Raw genomic sequence first — 18,742 nt, 5'->3', positions numbered from 1 at the left:
TTACTCAAATAATTTAATTTTATTAACCTGAAAGCTTATTAGATTAAAATTATTAAACTAAGAGTTATAATTTTAGCAACTAAAAGCTGTAAATTGCACCATATAAACAGTTATTTCAAGCAAAAGTTATGCCATTAAGAGCTATGCAACAAACATTTATATTTGTGGGTAATAGTAAGCCTTGTGACGGGCCTGGATCACCATCTAGAGAACTTACAGGAGAAGTCTCTTTTGAGGGTGAATTATTTTCTGCTCTTACTATATCTGACAATGAAGAAAATAATCTAGACACAGATGATTTTTTAGTTACAGGAGTTTCAGGAGTACTGCGCGTTGTACCACGCCCTTCATCATGTCGCTTAAGGTTTACGTCATATTGCTTACTAAAAGTTGAAGAGAGCCATTTTTTCATTTTTTGAACACCACCCCCATGTTTCTTCGGAGATTTACTATCTTGTGACTTTGCTTCAGAACACTCATCACTAGAAACCCCAGAATTTAAGGACATTGAATTCTTCCATGCTCTAGGAGAAGAAATCGATGATGATCTACTCAAAGATAGCTGTGATTGACCACAAGTGGATTGACTTGAATCTATTTCCTCCGGCACCAACTGAAACAGCCCCCTTTTTCCTCCCTCTCTTTCTGATCCTTGCCTGGGAGGCCTCTCTAACCCTTCATCACGACTTCGCTTGGGAAACTCCTGTGTCTGTGATGCTTCAGCTAATAGCGTTCGAGGAAGCTCAGGGTCAATGGCCAGTTCATGGTCTTTGTTGATTACAGAGTTTTTTATTATTTTGGTTATCACACAGTGAGAAATTTCTTTATTAGAAAAGTCTATACCGTATATTCCTCTACTACCAAATACTGGTAGGTGTTTTGGTGAAGTGTAACTTTCAATATTATTTAACACAACCATACCAAAGATACTATTAATAGTATCTACTTCTTCTTTGGTTAAAAATCTATAATAGTTATCATAACTTACAATAGGAACTAAAATTGAATCCTCATTATTTCCTGAATAAGAAGTATGAAAGACATAATAAAGAGGAGGGCATGCTTTACGAATGAAGCCAGTTATTAAATACTTAATCTTCTCAATAGCTGGATCATCTGAGCTAGAAGTTTGAAGATCACGTCCTATCAAACATGCTTGACTTTCTTCTATCTCATTAATGAACTTAGTTTTATCAAAGAGGCTTTTCTTTATATATACACAATTGTCCTTGACTTTCAAGAAATCATCAGTTCTTTTAGGACTATTTTTATAACCTTTTACTGTCGCTGAGAATGACTCTATAAAATACTCTTGTAACCTTTTATCATAGAAACGCATACAATATAGATAAGATTTCCTGTCAAAGCTTTCATCAGATGTATACTCTTCTACATGTTCTAAACCAAAATTTCTTCCCATAGCACCTGTGATGTCTCTCGCAAGCCCATTAGCTAGCAAACATTTTAGATTGAAAACTATACTTTGACCTATCGGCACTGAAAATCTATACTTTCCATTACTATCTACCAATTGGCTCCGATTGAAATTAAAAGGAAAAGATTTCATATCAAAAGATAAACTAGCAGTACTTTCATTTCCACAGAATGTTTCTACTATCCTTCCTTTCATATTGTCTAAATACTTCATGCATTGATCAGCATCCATACTTTTATCAAATGAGATAACAATATGATCCTTGTTACGTAAACCTCGATGTACATTTTGTACTTTTAGATTAGTATTAATAATATTGTTATAACAAACACTAATATTAAATGCCTTTACTAATGCTTGATTCATTTCACTCGCACTAAACATAATACCCTCCCTACTTTTAATATACCTTAAAATCTTGAACTGCCTTGACCACTACTTTTACTTTTATTGGATTCATCCCTTCTTTTCCTCTCTTCATCTTCACGCTTAAACCTTTCACCAAAATTCTCTAGCTTTTTCTGATCTAATTTAGTTATATCAACTCTCCCTCCTCCTGGTGCAGTATTATCAAATTGCCTTTTGCCTGAGCCATTATTACTATGCATATTAACCTCCAGTAAAAATATTATGTAACTAATATACTAAAAATAAAATTAAGTGCAAGCACTTTTTTATATTTTTTTTTAAAAAATTTTATTCACTCTTTTTCATAAAATTCAGTTTTCTAGATTCCAGCGTCACGCGCTGGAATGACACCTGTATTTCTCTTTGCCATCAATCCCTACTCTTTAATGTCATACCAGTACCTCTTTTTCTTGTCATCCCAGTGCCCAGACACTGGGATCCAGTCTTTTTTGTCATCTAAAGCTAACACTAGCTATCCCCTCGATGGTGCTTTTTCTGGTGCCTTTCCTATTGAATCCACATGATTATTAACTTTTACATCATCAATCAATCTTTTTGGTGGTTGAGCAGTACTAGCATTAGACTTTCCATTAGAAGCTTGTTCTTGCTGATTGTCAGATGGAATATTCCGTTGATTATTATTACTCAAATTTATCCTTCTTGACTGTGTACTATCGAGTTTAAACTTTCCACCTCTTTTTTGCTGATCTCTCTTCGGCGTCTGCCCTGTAGGTTCCGGTGGACACACCTCTTTCTTCGGTCCCTCCGGCTTCGCTTTTTTCTCTTCTTCCACTTTTGGTTTTGTTTCTTTTACCTCGCGGATCTCCTCCTTTATAACCTCTTTAGGTATTAGTTCTTTCATAGGTTTTGGTAAAAGATCAAGCTCTGGTTTGCTCAGAGGGACTGGCCTTACAAATCCGGGTGAAATTTCAAAAAGGAAAACTGGCACTTTAGGCTTTTCTCTTTCGTCTAACTTGATTTCTACGTTTTCGCAAACTTCTTTATTTTCTTCCTTTAATGATGTTTTTTCTGCTTTTTTATCTTCTTTTTCTGTAGATGCCTCTACCGCAGCCGCCAACTCAACTCCAAACATCTCTGCGAACATTGTAACAATCCATCCGACAACGGCCATTTGTAACCTGAGTTTCAGATCTTGCAATGCAGTTAATCTTTCTAACGCCCTTGCAAACTCTTCTTCTGATAACTCACCACTGCCTAATTTCTCCTGCAATTCTTTTATCTCTTTGTCCAACCTCTGATTGAAACTTAAATCGCGTGCAAAAATCTTCTTGATTAACTCCTTAAGCTTGTCACGCATAAATTTAATTATCGAAAGAAGCCAATTTTTTTCTTTCTTCTCCTTGAGCATTTGGTAGATTTTCGGATCATCTACATCTACTTCAAAAAGGGTAAAGAGAGATTCAAAGAAATTCCAGAAATCTCCGAGTACTCTTCCTTTTTCACCAGTGAAGTAATCCTCATCATCACCTTCTCCGATATGTAGCTCTGCTTGAGATGATATTTCATCGATACAACTAGAAGCCTGACGCTCACACTCGAGCCTCCTGAGCAAATCTTGTCTGGTGAGCTCCTCTACGCACTGCCTCTATTGCTCTGATATAGCTAAAGTGACTTACGATAATTTGAAAAACAAAAATTCGTCATTCCGCTACTTGTTAGCGGAATCTATACCGCGAATGAATCGCGGTATGACGTAGGACTGCTGTCATCCCAGTGCGTGACACTGGGATCTCGTTCCTTAACTTTATAGTGTAAATTATTTCAAATTGTGTCTAGCTGCAAGTATAATAATTTCCATTTATAGATAAAGTATGTTGCAAATGTTATGCCAAAGAGTATAATAAAATCTATATCAAATACTTTACAAGAAAAAGTGGGATAGAGGCAAAAGCAAATATTGATAAGGATAATTTAAGAAAAGTGCATGCTAGAGTTTGAAGAAGCAGTAAAAATAAAAAATATTATTGAAAGGTTAAATAGCACATGATATAATATATATATAATGTAAAAATGTAAATAATTTTATTGACATCTTTACATTAATAGTTCTTAAATATTTAGTACTGTAGAATTAAATTATTAAGTTTTATGAAGGAAGTAAAAATGGTGGAAAGCTTTTCAGGTAACAACAAAGGCAGTAATTTTATTGAGGAGGCAAAAATAATGGAAAATTTTTCAGATAATAACGGAAACGGTAGCTCGATCTTCCAAGGAAAAATCAGGGAGCAAGATTTCTCTGCAGAGCAGAAGCTAAATGAACTAAAAGCAGCCATAGAGGAGCTCACCAGACAAGATTTGCTCAGGAGGCTCGAGTGTGAGCGTCAGGCTTCTAGTTGTATCGATGAAATATCATCTCAAGCAGAGCTACATATCGGAGAAGGTGATGATGAGGATTACTTCACTGGTGAAAAAGGAAGAGTACTCGGAGATTTCTGGAATTTCTTTGAATCTCTCTTTACCCTTTTTGAAGTAGATGTAGATGATCCGAAAATCTACCAAATGCTCAAGGAGAAGAAAGAAAAAAATTGGCTTCTTTCGATAATTAAATTTATGCGTGACAAGCTTAAGGAGTTAATCAAGAAGATTTTTGCACGCGATTTAAGTTTCAATCAGAGGTTGGACAAAGAGATAAAAGAATTGCAGGAGAAATTAGGCAGTGGTGAGTTATCAGAAGAAGAGTTTGCAAGGGCGTTAGAAAGATTAACTGCATTGCAAGATCTGAAACTCAGGTTACAAATGGCCGTTGTCGGATGGATTGTTACAATGTTCGCAGAGATGTTTGGAGTTGAGTTGGCGGCTGCGGTAGAGGCATCTACAGAAAAAGAAGATAAAAAAGCAGAAAAAACATCATTAAAGGAAGAAAATAAAGAAGTTTGCGAAAACGTAGAAATCAAGTTAGACGAAAGAGAAAAGCCTAAAGTGCCAGTTTTCCTTTTTGAAATTTCACCCGGATTTGTAAGGCCAGTCCCTCTGAGCAAACCAGAGCTTGATCTTTTACCAAAACCTATGAAAGAACTAATACCTAAAGAGGTTATAAAGGAGGAGATCCGCGAGGTAAAAGAAACAAAACCAAAAGTGGAAGAAGAGAAAAAAGCGAAGCCGGAGGGACCGAAGAAAGAGGTGTGTCCACCGGAACCTACAGGGCAGACGCCGAAGAGAGATCAGCAAAAAAGAGGTGGAAAGTTTAAACTCGATAGTACACAGTCAAGAAGGATAAATTTGAGTAATAATAATCAACGGAATATTCCATCTGACAATCAGCAAGAACAAGCTTCTAATGGAAAGTCTAATGCTAGTACTGCTCAACCACCAAAAAGATTGATTGATGATGTAAAAGTTAATAATCATGTGGATTCAATAGGAAAGGCACCAGAAAAAGCACCATCGAGGGGATAGCTAGTGTTAGCTTTAGATGACAAAAAAGACTGGATCCCAGTGTCTGGGCACTGGGATGACAAGAAAAAGAGGTACTGGTATGACATTAAAGAGTAGGGATTGATGGCAAAGAGAAATACAGGTGTCATTCCAGCGCGTGACGCTGGAATCTAGAAAACTGAATTTTATGAAAAAGAGTGAATAAAATTTTTTAAAAAAAAATATAAAAAAGTGCTTGCACTTAATTTTATTTTTAGTATATTAGTTACATAATATTTTTACTGGAGGTTAATATGCATAGTAATAATGGCTCAGGCAAAAGGCAATTTGATAATACTGCACCAGGAGGAGGGAGAGTTGATATAACTAAATTAGATCAGAAAAAGCTAGAGAATTTTGGTGAAAGGTTTAAGCGTGAAGATGAAGAGAGGAAAAGAAGGGATGAATCCAATAAAAGTAAAAGTAGTGGTCAAGGCAGTTCAAGATTTTAAGGTATATTAAAAGTAGGGAGGGTATTATGTTTAGTGCGAGTGAAATGAATCAAGCATTAGTAAAGGCATTTAATATTAGTGTTTGTTATAACAATATTATTAATACTAATCTAAAAGTACAAAATGTACATCGAGGTTTACGTAACAAGGATCATATTGTTATCTCATTTGATAAAAGTATGGATGCTGATCAATGCATGAAGTATTTAGACAATATGAAAGGAAGGATAGTAGAAACATTCTGTGGAAATGAAAGTACTGCTAGTTTATCTTTTGATATGAAATCTTTTCCTTTTAATTTCAATCGGAGCCAATTGGTAGATAGTAATGGAAAGTATAGATTTTCAGTGCCGATAGGTCAAAGTATAGTTTTCAATCTAAAATGTTTGCTAGCTAATGGGCTTGCGAGAGACATCACAGGTGCTATGGGAAGAAATTTTGGTTTAGAACATGTAGAAGAGTATACATCTGATGAAAGCTTTGACAGGAAATCTTATCTATATTGTATGCGTTTCTATGATAAAAGGTTACAAGAGTATTTTATAGAGTCATTCTCAGCGACAGTAAAAGGTTATAAAAATAGTCCTAAAAGAACTGATGATTTCTTGAAAGTCAAGGACAATTGTGTATATATAAAGAAAAGCCTCTTTGATAAAACTAAGTTCATTAATGAGATAGAAGAAAGTCAAGCATGTTTGATAGGACGTGATCTTCAAACTTCTAGCTCAGATGATCCAGCTATTGAGAAGATTAAGTATTTAATAACTGGCTTCATTCGTAAAGCATGCCCTCCTCTTTATTATGTCTTTCATACTTCTTATTCAGGAAATAATGAGGATTCAATTTTAGTTCCTATTGTAAGTTATGATAACTATTATAGATTTTTAACCAAAGAAGAAGTAGATACTATTAATAGTATCTTTGGTATGGTTGTGTTAAATAATATTGAAAGTTACACTTCACCAAAACACCTACCAGTATTTGGTAGTAGAGGAATATACGGTATAGACTTTTCTAATAAAGAAATTTCTCACTGTGTGATAACCAAAATAATAAAAAACTCTGTAATCAACAAAGACCATGAACTGGCCATTGACCCTGAGCTTCCTCGAACGCTATTAGCTGAAGCATCACAGACACAGGAGTTTCCCAAGCGAAGTCGTGATGAAGGGTTAGAGAGGCCTCCCAGGCAAGGATCAGAAAGAGAGGGAGGAAAAAGGGGGCTGTTTCAGTTGGTGCCGGAGGAAATAGATTCAAGTCAATCCACTTGTGGTCAATCACAGCTATCTTCCGGAGAAATAGGTCCAAGTCAATCCACTTGTGGTCAATTACAGCTATCTTTGACCTGTGGATCATCATCGATTCCTTCTCTTAGAGCATGGGATAGTTCAACATTCTTAAATCTTGAGGTTTCTAATGAGGAATCTGAAAAACAGCAAGTTACTGATGAAAGTGATCGAAAAAGTAGTGATGAGTGTTCTAAAGCGAAGCCACAAAAGCAAGAACGTGATTCGGTGTATTCAAGTGCAAGTACTCCTGAGGGTTCTGTAAGTAAAAAACCATCTTTAAGTAATCCACCCTCAGGAGTGACTTCTCCTGTTACTGAACCAGATGATGGCGGATTTCTCAATAGACCAAAAATACGAGCATTACGTTCTAAAACGAATGGTGGTATTCCAGAACCCTTGCCACAAGATGCCGTAAGCAAGCCAAATGTGCCCGGGGACCGTAATTCTAAAATTTCTAAAGATAGTGGTTTCGAGTCGCTTGAGCGGCCACAGTCGAATTCTTCTATCACTACTAGTACTGTTCCAGGGATATCTGAATCAAGGAAAGATCTAAATCCTCCCGTAGACAATAAGCGGCCACAGTCACTGCCACTTGCGGGTTTTTCTACTTGTGCTAGTAATGAAACAGTAAAAGCTTTTTTGTGTTTTCTAGATTATTTTTCTTCTTCTGAAGGGAAGAAGCAACTACCCTCACTTCTTTCTTCTGAGGCGGGAAAGCAGTTATCCTCGATTTCTGATCCTTGTGAACAGGAAAACCTACTAGACTTTCTTTTTTCTACTGAGAGGAGTAAGCAACTATGCTCGCTTTTTTCTTCTGAGAATAAACAACAACTGCATTCACTTTTTTCTCTTAAGGGAAAAGAGCTACTGTTTTCACCTTCTCCTGAGGGGGAAAAGCTGATACCTTTAGTTCTTTCTCCTAAAGGGAAAGAGAAACTACCCTTACTTTTGTCTCCTGAGGGAGAGCGAATATCCAAACCTTTCTCTCCTGAGGCAGGCAATATAATATCCTTACTTATTTATTCTCGTGTAGAACCTAAAAATATGTCACACCGTTCATTTCGTGACAAATTAGCAAAATGGCTTCACCGTAATTCTTCACTCTCAAAAGTGGCTTCTCCTCAAGAAAAACCTCTTACTAATGACGAGAAGAAGGAACTACGCCCATTTCTTTGTCCTAAGCTGCAGAAGAAACTAGATTCCAACTCTCTTGAGGATGCACAGTTAAAATACTTGCTGTATACTCCTGGTGGGAAAGAGAAGCTAGACTTACTCCTTTCTTCTCCTGAGAAAGAGGAGAAGCAACTACTCTCAGATTTACAAAAAGTTGGTGGTAACGCTTCTACAAGTTTTGCAGATAGTGGTTGTTATTCAGGATCGTCTTCACAAAAATCGACTAGTGATACTGGAAGTGATGAAGATGAACTAGAAGCTAGTGGTAGGTCGTCAGTCTCATCGAACTCCAGTACTTCCACTGTTAGAACTAAAATGGATGCTACTAAGATCGAGCAATACTTGCAGGAGAAAAAAGTTAACAGTCGTACCTAATCCACTGCTCTCAGCCACCTAAGTGTTTTATTAGCTGACCCTGAGAGCACTGGTGTTGGTTTTTCTTGTCCATTGTAAGTATTGCATGGTACTAAATGTTTAAAAAGTATTAATATAAAGATATCAATAAAATTATTTACACTTTCATGCTATGCCCATAGCATCATATATTACTTAACCTTACAATAATTTTTTTATTCTTGCTGCTTCTTCAAACTCCAAATTTTTAGCATGCTCTATCATTTGCTTTCTCAAATCATCCTTATTAGTATTTACTTTCGGTTCTGCTATTGCCCTCTCCTGTAAGGTGTTTGATATAGGTTTTATTATAGTCTTCGGGATAATATTGTGCAATATATTATGTTCTTCTTGTTTTTTTCTTCTTCTTTCGGTCTCTCTCAATGCACGATCTAAAGAACCAGTGATTTTATCTGCATACAAAATTACTCTACCTTCAGCATTACGTGCAGCACGACCAATCGTTTGAATTAATGAAGTTTCCGATCGCAAAAATCCTTCTTTATCAGCATCCAAAATTGCAACCAACCCACACTCTGGAATATCAAGACCTTCCCTCAGCAAGTTAACACCTACTAAAACATCGATTTCTTTAGATCTCAATTTGTATATAATTTCTATTCTCTCCAGCGCAGCAATATCAGAATGCAAATAACTCACTCTCATATTCAATTCACTCATATATTCAGCTAAATTTTCAGCCATTTTTTTCGTCAATGTAGTGATTAAAACACAAAATCCCTTCCCTATTGTCACTTGTGCCTCATGAATTACATCATCAATTTGACTCTCTATTGGTTTTACAATGCAGATTGGGTCCGTAAGCCCTGTTGGACGGATAACTTGCTCTATAAATACATTACTGGTCTTTGCCAACTCATACTTTCCGGGAGTGGCTGAAATGTAAACAGTCTGCGGCCTAACTCCCTCCCACTCTTCAAATTTTAATGGACGATTATCAAAAGCGGAAGGGAGCCTGAAGCCATAGTCAATCAATTTCTTTTTACGCGCCTCATTACCACTGTACATCGCACCAACCTGAGGAACGGTGACATGACTCTCATCAACAAATAAAATTACGTCTTTGGGTAAATATTCAAACAAAGTAGGTGGTGGATCCCCAGCTTCCATTCCATAGAGATAACGCGAATAATTTTCAATACCTTTACATATTCCTGTTGTTCTCATCATTTCGATATCAAAATTAGTGCGTTGCTCGAGGCGCTTTGCTTCAACAATCTTGTTTTGCGAGTAGTAATAATCCAAGCGTTCATGCAGCTCTTTTTTGACTAGTTCAATTGCCTGCAACAAAGCCTCACGCGGGGTTATGTAATAGCTATTTGGAAAAATGGTGATTTTATTTACGCCTTTGGTAACATTGCCCGTTATAGCATCAACTTCAGAAATTTCTTCTATTTCATCGCCAAATAACGATAAACGCCAAGCTTTATTTTCATAATGGGAAGGAAATATATCAATAATATCGCCGCGCACTCTGAAATATCCTCTCTCAAACCTGGCATCAGAGCGCTTGTATTGAAGATCAGTTAAGTTGCTCAGGAAATCATTAATACGAATTTTATTTCCAACACTAAGCGGTATGATCATGCTGCGGTAGCTCTCAGGCGAACCAAGACCGTATATGCAGGAAACACTGGCAACTACGATCGTATCCCTGCGCTCCAAAAGGGAGCAGACGGTGGAATAACGCAGCATCTCAATTCTTTCGTTAATTGCAGAATCTTTTTCGATATAAGTATCAGTTTGTGGTAAATAGGCTTCAGGTTGATAATAATCATAATAAGAAATGAAGTATTCAACAGCATTATGGGGAAACAATCCTTTCATTTCCTCATAAAGCTGTGCTGCTAAAGTTTTATTGTGTGCCATAATTAATGCAGGCCTGTTTGTCCTTGCAATAACATTTGCCATAGTAAAAGTTTTCCCAGAACCAGTAACTCCAAGCAAAACCTGATCTCTTTTATTGCTATTTAGCCCTGCAATTAAGCTATCGATTGCCTGTGGTTGATCCCCAGCCGGTTGAAAATGTGTAGCGATTTGAAATTCCATAGACTTTACTTACTATCTTTGATTCATTGTATAGTAAACACTATATTGCTTTTAAGATAAGTTGTATAGCTATCGTAAAGCCATAAAACATTAACCAACAATGTCATGCAAGTAGCTGACACTGGAATCTTGTTTCAATGTTAAACAAAATACCATAGAATTCAAGAAGACAATTCCTAAAAAATCCCTACATCCAAAAAAAGGCAAAATGCTGCTTGAATAAGCTAAATTTTTTTAGATGCAAAAACAATAAAACATAGTTGATACTAAAGTTATAGTACTCCTATGACAACGTTACAAAAATTAAGGAAATGGATAGCTCTGATCAATTGGAATAGTATTTTCAGGTACCGGTGGTCAATATGACATTTTTAAAATAAAGATTTAGAACCTGTTTAAAATCTTCTCAATAGAAGAGAAATGAAGGAAAGAACGACCATTTGTAGGCTAGTGTTAAGTTTTCGCTCGCAATTTTTCCACAATCGTCTGCATTTTTCTAACCAAGCGAAAGATCGCTCCACAACCCATCTTTGTGGCAATACAGCAAAGGAATGTAATTCACTTCGTTTTATTACTTCTACAGTTGCTCCAATAATCGTTTTTATTTGAGTTGCAAAATTTTCTCCTGTATAACCTGCATCGACCAGTATATTTTTAACTTCCGAGAGGTTTTCTTTTGCGCTTTCAACCATTCTCACAGCACTGCTAACCCCAGTTGTAAATTAGAAAAAATAGAAAAGGTAAGGAAATAGGGTAAACTCCAAGGTATTTGATATTCATTCCTAAAATAGGAGGTTACCAATGAAAGAGAAAGTAACAGAAATCTTTTGTATAGTCGATGATTTTTGCAATACAGTCGATGAAAATTTTGCAGAAAAACTTCTACCAAGTGGCAAAAAACCAACCAGGACGCCAGAGATTACGCATTCAGAGATTTTTACCATAATATTGCTATATCAAGTGCGACAATTTTAAAATTTTCTATGTGCATTATTTGAAATTATTATACGAATCAGCGTTTCCAAAATTGCCATCCTATAGTAGGTTTATCAGGTTAAAATCGCGGGTTTTATGGTATTTAGCGCTCTTAATGCAATGGTTTTGCGAACAGTCAAAAGTGACAGGGATTTCGTACATAGATGCAACATCTATCGCTGTTTGCCATCCAAAAAGGACCTCGAGAAACAAAGTTTTCAAAGGGTTGGCAAAGATTGGAAAGACTACTTATGGGTGGTTTTTCGGTACATCTAGTAATCAATGAAACTGGCGAAATTCAAGGGGTTACGGTGATAAAAGGCAACGTTGATACCTGTGCCAAATTTAACTAAGAAATTGACTGGATTATTGTTTGGAGATAAAGGATATATCAAAAAAGATCTTTTTCACGAATTATTCGATAGAGGGTTAAAGCTTGTAACCAGTATAAAAAAGGGTATGAAAAACTCATTAATGGCGCTAAATGAGAAGATTTTGTTAAGAAAAAGATCGATTATTGAGACAGTTTTTGGCTCTCTGAAAAACAAATTTGAGATTGAGCATACTCGCCACAGATCACCGATAAATTTTTTGGTACACATTTTTTCTACGCTTGTTTCATATTCCATACAGCCGCTGCATTTCTAAGCTTTACTTCGTTGGCTAATCCGCAACTGGGGTATATAGGGTTGACACCAAGGCAATATTCTTCTGGAGAAGTTGATCGGCATGGCAGCATATCAAAGATGGGACCAGCGGAATGTAGAAGTATGTTATATGAATCTGCACAAACAATGCTTACAGTTACCAAGAGGACATTTAAATTAAAAAACTGGGGTTGCGAAGAAAAAAGGAATGAAAAAAGCAATTGTAGCAGTAGCAAGAAAATTAGCTGTAATTATGCATAGGATGTTGGTTGATAAAACAGAATTTTATTATCAATAAACATCAAAAGAGCATAGGACAATAATTTTATTGAAAATAAAGATAGCAATGCCGATGGAAGGGACAAGCAAGAACTTAGTTAGACTTCGTGGTAAACATGTTGCCGTCCACTTCCGCCTAACAAGTATGATGCGGCTTGACAAATTTATTGTCATCTCAGACCGCGGAGAGAACCATATGCTACTTTTAACTTATGTAAAATTACCAAGGATTATGGAGAAGATATGCTGTTTTGATTTGTGTGAAAATTATTGTTGACTTATGTGCAATTAGAGAACCTAAGTCACTTTAGCTATATATAAAAGGTTTAAGTGGTTGTATTGATGTATCTTTGTATTAAAAAACACCCAATAAGCAGAGTTGTAAGTGGAATAAACCACAAAATGTAAGTGCTAGATTTTATAGGTGGTACGATTATAATTGAATTGCCGTAAGAATTTTTTAACTCTGAGATTATCTCTTCATCTGTGTATCCATCATTGATTTTTTTACGAATTGCTTCTCGCATATCATACGCGATCTGAGATCCAGATTCAGACAATGATTCGCCAGAACATATTGGACACCTTATTATTTCAAATAAACTGGTTGCTCGTTTTTCCATGCTTTTATCTCTGAGTTTATTATCCAGAGTAAAAGCGTTTACGCCTGAGTGGAATATCAATATGAAAAGTAAGCTAATTACTATTCTCATTCTTGGTTAATTGGATTATTTTACTGAGTTGGTTCATAAAATCAGTGATGGATAACTTTCCAATAAAGCTTGACCCTACATCATCATCGTACTTTATTGAAAATTGAATGCCATTATCAGTTGTTTTTTCTGATAAGGAAGGTACTAATTTTTCGAACGCATCTGAAGTTTTTGAGTCACCAATCATAAACGCGATTAATTCTTTATAATTTGATATAGCCACGTTGATTTTGTCTTTAAATGAATATGTAACTAAGTTGTAATTGTTTACCCCACCATCTGCAGCAAAAGAAAAATTATTACTTTGAATCAAAAATTTCTCTATATTGAAATTAATTCTGGAAGCTGAGATGTCGTTTACAAATTCATAATCAAATTTAGTGTCGATACTAAGGTAACTTTCAGGACTTGCAGTATTTTTATACCGATAAGTATACAAATCAAATCCTAGCTTAGCATTTCCACTCAGTTCTTTATCGAGGTAAAATTGAATGTAATTACTTTTATCATTCACTTCAGTTATAACACTTTGCTGATTTTCTGAAACATCACATTTTAATCCATAATCTTCGTAACGAAGTGTATCTATATAGTCTATCACGGTACTATTTTTGTTGAATCGCAATGAAGATGGTAAATCGTTTAGTCTAACAACAAAGCGGCTGCTATCGTTTGTGTGGCATTTTATATTCTTTTTCTCATCACCATGAACAGCAATATTGACTTCATTGCTTGGTATGTAGATATATACTGATTTATCAAACAATCTATTTTTTATCAATAAAGCATCAGATGAGATGGTTAATTGCTCATTGGAAAATTTTGGGTTTGTCACACGGAAAATTAGGTTAGAAGGAAATCCACTAAAATCATGTGGAATATCAAATTTTTCGTCGTTAATGTATAGTATTGTTTCAGCTAAAAGATTTTTTACCTTATATGCAGAAAAATACCAAAAACCACTATACGCTACAGGAATAAACAAAAGTAAAGAGACGATAATATAGATAAAAATCTTACGCATGATTCCCCTGTTTATCTAATGATATGTTTCTTGTACCCCTTGGTATGGTTACACACAAGCCGTCGATATCTTTTGTGATTTTTATTTGGCATCCAAGCCTCGACGTCTCTGTTAAGCCGAAAGCTAGGTCTAACATATCATTTTCCTCATCAGATATAGGGTTATGTATTTCTACAGCATTATAAAACTTTGGATCAACAATTACATGGCATGTAGAGCAAGCAAGAGAACCTTCACATGCACCTTCAAGCAGATCTGGATCACTTCTGTGGGCTAAATTGAGCAGAGTTTCTCCCTCTGCAGCTTCATAGCTTTTCTTACTCCCATCAGGTAAAATAAAAGTAACAGATGGCATATTATTCCTATTAAAATCCTTACTAATTTCTCTATATCCTACAGGTAATAACTAATATTTGCAAACTCTTTGCAATTCCAGTGCCTATATTTCTTGTTATCCAAGTAGCTCTTTGTTGTCATCCGAGTAGCTGACACTGGTTCCTTTATGACAGCAGTGCCCTCTTCTTGTCATCCCAGTGCCCTGATTACTTGGATCCAGAAAAAAGAATAGTGTCATGCAAGTAGCCTCCTTCTCCTGTCATCCGAGTAGCTGACACTGGGATGACACCCCACTTAACCGTCATACTGCCGCGGTATCTCTTAGCCGCTAACAAGCAGCGGGATAACGAGCTTATCGTCACGCCGTCGCGAACCGTCATACCGCCGCGAACCGTCATACCGCGATTCATTCGCGGTATCTCAGCCGCTAACAAGAGATCCCGCTAACAAGCAGCGGGATGACGATTGTCGTTTAGCCATAAATATTAAGAAATTTACCAAATGAAAAAAAAGGCAAAAGAAACCCCGTGGTGGTTGGCTATTTACCATGTACTAAAATATCGGCGTTTTTTTATTCTAAAACGCTTGATTAAGAGCGATTTAGCTGCTTTTAACTTGCAACTAACCTACACCGCAAGTGTTTAAGAAATTTACTAAGCAGGAAAAAAGGCAAAGAAACCCCGTAGTAGCTAGCATTCAAATTCTCCCTTGTCAATTTGACGTTTTTTGCTGTCTTAAACGCTTTGTAAGCGCGTTTCGGCTTATATAGGTAAAAACCCAGAAATTTTTAAAGACATGCGATGCACGTAGTGCGAAAAATTAAACATGAGACGCCAAATACCCTAAGTTTTTTGTCATTAACCTGCACAGATTGCGAAGATAAATAAATAGCTTCAGTTTCATGATAAGGGGGCTGGCGGAGTTTGTCAAGGAAGTTTTTTGTTTCTATTGAATGACAGTTGTAACCTACGAAAGAAGTCTGTTGTAATTTGTACGATATCTTTATAAAATGGTTCGCATAAGTTATCTAGCAGTGCAACTAAACAAATATAAAAATCAAAACGTCGCGGTTTTTGGTCTTGGTAAAACTGGTTTATCCGCCATTAACGCTCTAACAAAGAGTGGTGCAAGAATATATGCATGGGATGATCATGAAGAGCAAATAGCAAATGCAAAAATGATGTATAAAAAATGTAATTTTATTCATCCCAAGGAATACAATTGGCATGAGATCAGTGCATTGGTTTTAAGCCCTGGAGTGCCAACAGAGCCACATTGGATAGTAAAACTTGCAAGGAGATTTGATTGCAAAATAAAATCAGACATTGAGCTATTTCTTGAAGCTAAAACTACGAACCAGAAGGTAATAGGCGTCACAGGAACAAATGGTAAATCAACCACTACATCACTAATAGGGCACATATTAAAATCTGCAGGGAAAAAAGTAGCTATTGGTGGAAATTTAGGCGTTCCTGTTTTGGATCTAGAAAGAGATGCAGAAATTTATGTAATCGAACTCTCCTCTTTTCAATTGGAGTTGATGAATGAAATTAACGTGGACATTTCAGCACTGCTCAATATTACACCAGATCACATAGATAGGCATGGAAGTATGGAGAACTACATAGCAACTAAATTAAAACTGATAAACGGTAGTGAGGTTGCCGTAATAGGATGTGACAATGAGATTACTGCTGATATATTCAACAAATTCACTGGAGACAAAATTCCAATCTCAGTAACATATTCCCCGATGTCATTCCAGCGCGTGACGCTGGAATCCAGAAAAGAAAAACCATTGCCAACTACTCAGATGACAGAGGGTGGTGCAAGAGATCTAATATCATTGGCAGGTAACAATTTGCTTGATTATAGTGAACAGATTACTGGTATAGATCGAAATTATCTGGATCCCAGTGTCAGCTACTTGGATGACAAAAGGGGTACTGGGATCCAGAAGATCTCGTTAAAACTAGAGAATCATAGCTTATCAGTAAGCGACGTGAAAATAAACCTAATATCCAACGCAGAAAACATAGCAGCCACATATGCCGTATGTAAGGTACTTGGAGTAGATAGCAACACTATTATCAATGGAATCAAGTCCTTTTCAGGACTGAGGCATAGGAATGAACTGCTTGGCAAAATAAGAAATGTGTTTTTCGTGAACGATAGCAAAGCAACTAATGCAAAATCGAGCGAAAAGGCGATCTTATCTTATGAAAACATAAATTGGATCGCTGGTGGAAGAAGCAAAAAAGGTGGAATAGAATCATTAAGCAAGCATTTTACAAGGGTTAGAAAAGCTTTTCTTATTGGAGAATCAACCGAAGCTTTTGCAAATGTTATGGAGAATAAAGTAGATTATGTTAAATGTTGCAATCTAGAAGATGCATTCAGATTGGCTTTTGAAGAGGCCTTAAATAGCGCAGAAGAAGTAACAATATTACTTTCTCCCGCGTGTGCTTCTTTTGATCAATGGAAAAATTTCGAGGAACGTGGTGAAGCATTTTGTAGAATGTGTGAAAATCTCAGGTACAATCACACATGCTGTTTAGTATGATGTTGCGTGGAACAAAAGTTAATAATAGATAAGCTAATTAGGGTTATTCCATTTGAAGGGATAAGCGATGAAACCCTATTAAAGGTGTGCACTGACCTTAATCTAGCTAATAGCTTTTGCAAATTTCAGAATGGAATATATAGCGCTTTGGAGCACATAGCAGAGGACTTAAATAGCTCAATGGAAGCTGAATTAAGAAATTCTAATTTAGAAGATATGAAAGTGCGAGAGCGAGTAAAGTTAGCTATTCAAATACACCTTTCAAACTATGCTAAGCTACCGAATTATAGAGAACTTTTAAAAAATGTTTTATCATTCTCCGTATCACCAAAAAATACATATTTTTCTAGTAAACTTTTATACAGAACTATTAGTGCGATTTGGTATGGCATTCATGACCAATCAACAGATTTTAACTACTATACAAAAAGAGCAATATTAGCTGGAGTGTACTTAAGTACGATACTTTTTTTTATCAATGATTATTCAGAAGATTTTGTGGATACTTTATCGTTTCTTGATAACCGTATCAACAATGTCATGACATTTCAAAAATTCAAAACTCGCTTAAAAGGAATCATAGGAAATTTCTTATAAGCTATTGATTGTTGGTAGAAAAGTACTTGAGCACGATCCTGAAAAGGTTTGTGAAAATAAAAATATTCATGCTGATCATAAAGAACATTTAGTTTATCGTGAGGATAATAATGGTACAACAAAATACACCAGTTACGAAGAAAAAGAAAATAAATTTATTGAAGAAGCACATGAATATTTAATAGACTCTGAATTTAATAAAAATTTTGATCTAGGGCAGTACAGAATAAGTAATTTCTCCGGAAACTTGACGAAAATAGAACTGGAACTCATCAATGAAAAGTATATGCAAGTTCAAGTTAATAGAGAAAGAAAAATTATTCTCGCTATACCGTAGGTGCGTTCCAAGATTATACTGAAGTTTTTATTGCACTCAAAATCTTCGTTTTTCCTAATCTCTAGAATTATCAATGCATCATCACTTAACCAGCCTGAGTGAGCTAGTCCATTCAACGTTGATTCAACTAGATTGCTATTGTAAGGTGGGTCTATAAAAACTATGTCACATTTTGAAATAGGTTGTGGTAAGCAGTTAGCACTGCAGCAAATTAGCGTAACATTGTCCGTAATTCCAAAATCTTTTGCTGTTTTTTTAGGCAATTGCAAATTGTAATAATCTGAATCTACCATAAATGCATGTTTAGCGCCGCGAGAAAGCGCTTCAAATGAAAAAGAACCACTACCACAGAATAAATCAAGTACATTCAAGTTATAAATAGGTTTTCTTGAGGAAAGCATATTAAATATTGCTTCTCGGACAATACTCATAGTTGGCCGTGCAGCTAAATGCTTACCTGTAGTTATTTTTCTTCCGCGATATTTGCCTGCAATGATGCGTAGCATATTAAATAAGCTCCAAAATAATTAATTATTTATACTATATGATTAATGTCAATATGGCTTTAGCAGTTTAATAGAGAGAAGCTATCGAGTCGCTTGTAAGAAAAACACAA

The 18,742-nt window shown here is 35.9% G+C and carries 15 protein-coding genes and 3 pseudogenes; 8 read left to right on the top strand and 10 right to left on the bottom strand.

Features of this window, described 5'->3' with window-relative positions; translation table 11 throughout:
• Positions 1-115: 115 nt before the first annotated feature.
• The 3 genes from OM961_RS00295 to OM961_RS00285 all read right to left on the bottom strand — a co-directional run bounded on the left by OM961_RS00295 (position 116) and on the right by OM961_RS00285 (position 3,416).
• Positions 116-1,819 (bottom strand): hypothetical protein, encoded by a 1,704-nt coding sequence (locus OM961_RS00295; protein ID WP_264339092.1) that lies wholly within the window; start codon positions 1,817-1,819, stop codon positions 116-118.
• 26 nt (positions 1,820-1,845) lie between these two features.
• The gene (locus OM961_RS00290) at positions 1,846-2,043 is read right to left on the bottom strand and encodes a hypothetical protein (RefSeq protein WP_264339090.1); all 198 of its coding nucleotides are present in this window, start codon (positions 2,041-2,043) and stop codon (positions 1,846-1,848) included.
• A 272-nt stretch (positions 2,044-2,315) separates the two neighbouring features.
• Complete coding sequence (locus OM961_RS00285) at positions 2,316-3,416, bottom strand: nitrogenase component 1 family protein (RefSeq protein WP_264339091.1); 1,101 nt, start codon at positions 3,414-3,416, stop codon at positions 2,316-2,318.
• 551 nt (positions 3,417-3,967) lie between these two features.
• On the opposite strand from OM961_RS00285, the gene OM961_RS00280 reads away from it, so the two are divergent.
• The 3 genes from OM961_RS00280 (at position 3,968) to OM961_RS00270 (ending at position 8,567) form a co-directional block, all read left to right on the top strand.
• Positions 3,968-5,260: a hypothetical protein gene (locus tag OM961_RS00280; protein WP_264339570.1), complete on the top strand. Its 1,293-nt coding sequence runs from the start codon at positions 3,968-3,970 to the stop codon at positions 5,258-5,260.
• 272 nt (positions 5,261-5,532) lie between these two features.
• Positions 5,533-5,730, top strand: coding sequence for a hypothetical protein (locus OM961_RS00275; protein WP_264339090.1), 198 nt, complete (start codon positions 5,533-5,535; stop codon positions 5,728-5,730).
• A 26-nt stretch (positions 5,731-5,756) separates the two neighbouring features.
• The gene (locus tag OM961_RS00270; protein WP_264339089.1) at positions 5,757-8,567 is read left to right on the top strand and encodes a hypothetical protein; all 2,811 of its coding nucleotides are present in this window, start codon (positions 5,757-5,759) and stop codon (positions 8,565-8,567) included.
• Between the two features lie 180 nt (positions 8,568-8,747).
• On the opposite strand, the gene uvrB is transcribed toward OM961_RS00270, so the two are convergent.
• Positions 8,748-10,655 (bottom strand): excinuclease ABC subunit UvrB, encoded by a 1,908-nt coding sequence (uvrB, locus tag OM961_RS00265; RefSeq protein WP_264339088.1) that lies wholly within the window; start codon positions 10,653-10,655, stop codon positions 8,748-8,750.
• Between the two features lie 395 nt (positions 10,656-11,050).
• Positions 11,051-11,371, bottom strand: a pseudogene (locus OM961_RS00260) (transposase); the annotation flags it as partial.
• Between the two features lie 85 nt (positions 11,372-11,456).
• Between OM961_RS00260 and OM961_RS00255 the strand changes: the two are divergent.
• Together OM961_RS00255 and OM961_RS00250 are read left to right on the top strand one after the other, a co-directional pair.
• Positions 11,457-12,297: pseudogene (locus OM961_RS00255) on the top strand (IS982 family transposase).
• Positions 12,290-12,538 carry a transposase gene (locus OM961_RS00250; protein WP_264339087.1) on the top strand — a complete coding sequence of 83 codons (249 nt, stop codon included), beginning with the start codon at positions 12,290-12,292 and terminating at the stop codon, positions 12,536-12,538. The pseudogene OM961_RS00255 and the gene OM961_RS00250 overlap by 8 nt, the downstream one beginning before the upstream one ends.
• Positions 12,539-12,882: 344 nt before the next feature.
• Here OM961_RS00250 and OM961_RS00245 read toward each other — a convergent pair whose 3' ends face one another.
• From OM961_RS00245 to OM961_RS00230, 4 genes are all read right to left on the bottom strand, one after another.
• Positions 12,883-13,269 carry a cytochrome c-type biogenesis protein gene (locus OM961_RS00245; RefSeq protein ID WP_182309927.1) on the bottom strand — a complete coding sequence of 129 codons (387 nt, stop codon included), beginning with the start codon at positions 13,267-13,269 and terminating at the stop codon, positions 12,883-12,885.
• Positions 13,253-14,293: a hypothetical protein gene (locus OM961_RS00240; protein WP_264339086.1), complete on the bottom strand. Its 1,041-nt coding sequence runs from the start codon at positions 14,291-14,293 to the stop codon at positions 13,253-13,255. The genes OM961_RS00245 and OM961_RS00240 overlap by 17 nt, the downstream gene beginning before the upstream one ends.
• Complete coding sequence (locus OM961_RS00235) at positions 14,286-14,648, bottom strand: ferredoxin family 2Fe-2S iron-sulfur cluster binding protein (protein ID WP_077188202.1); 363 nt, start codon at positions 14,646-14,648, stop codon at positions 14,286-14,288. Before OM961_RS00235 ends, OM961_RS00240 begins: the two co-directional genes overlap by 8 nt.
• Before the next feature lie 96 nt (positions 14,649-14,744).
• Positions 14,745-14,867 (bottom strand): hypothetical protein, encoded by a 123-nt coding sequence (locus tag OM961_RS00230; RefSeq protein ID WP_264339085.1) that lies wholly within the window; start codon positions 14,865-14,867, stop codon positions 14,745-14,747.
• A gap of 771 nt (positions 14,868-15,638) precedes the next feature.
• Here OM961_RS00230 and OM961_RS00225 point away from each other — a divergent pair.
• From OM961_RS00225 to OM961_RS00215, 3 genes and pseudogenes are all read left to right on the top strand, one after another.
• Positions 15,639-17,192 carry a Mur ligase family protein gene (locus tag OM961_RS00225; protein ID WP_264339084.1) on the top strand — a complete coding sequence of 518 codons (1,554 nt, stop codon included), beginning with the start codon at positions 15,639-15,641 and terminating at the stop codon, positions 17,190-17,192.
• Positions 17,193-17,198: 6 nt separating this feature from the next.
• Positions 17,199-17,789, top strand: a complete 591-nt coding sequence (locus OM961_RS00220) for a COQ9 family protein (protein WP_010082414.1) — start codon at positions 17,199-17,201, stop codon at positions 17,787-17,789.
• A gap of 22 nt (positions 17,790-17,811) precedes the next feature.
• Positions 17,812-18,126, top strand: a pseudogene (locus OM961_RS00215) (hypothetical protein); the annotation flags it as partial.
• Here OM961_RS00215 and rsmD read toward each other — a convergent pair.
• Complete coding sequence (gene rsmD, locus OM961_RS00210; RefSeq protein WP_006280837.1) at positions 18,084-18,632, bottom strand: 16S rRNA (guanine(966)-N(2))-methyltransferase RsmD; 549 nt, start codon at positions 18,630-18,632, stop codon at positions 18,084-18,086. The pseudogene OM961_RS00215 and the gene rsmD overlap by 43 nt on opposite strands.
• Positions 18,633-18,742 lie beyond the last annotated feature (110 nt).

Origin of the sequence: Wolbachia endosymbiont (group A) of Cydia splendana (genome assembly GCF_947179475.1) — a bacterium.
GTDB classification, from domain to species: domain Bacteria; phylum Pseudomonadota; class Alphaproteobacteria; order Rickettsiales; family Anaplasmataceae; genus Wolbachia; species Wolbachia pipientis.
The sequence above is the reverse complement of the archived record's forward strand: the minus strand, read 5'-3'. Positions and strand labels throughout refer to the sequence as shown.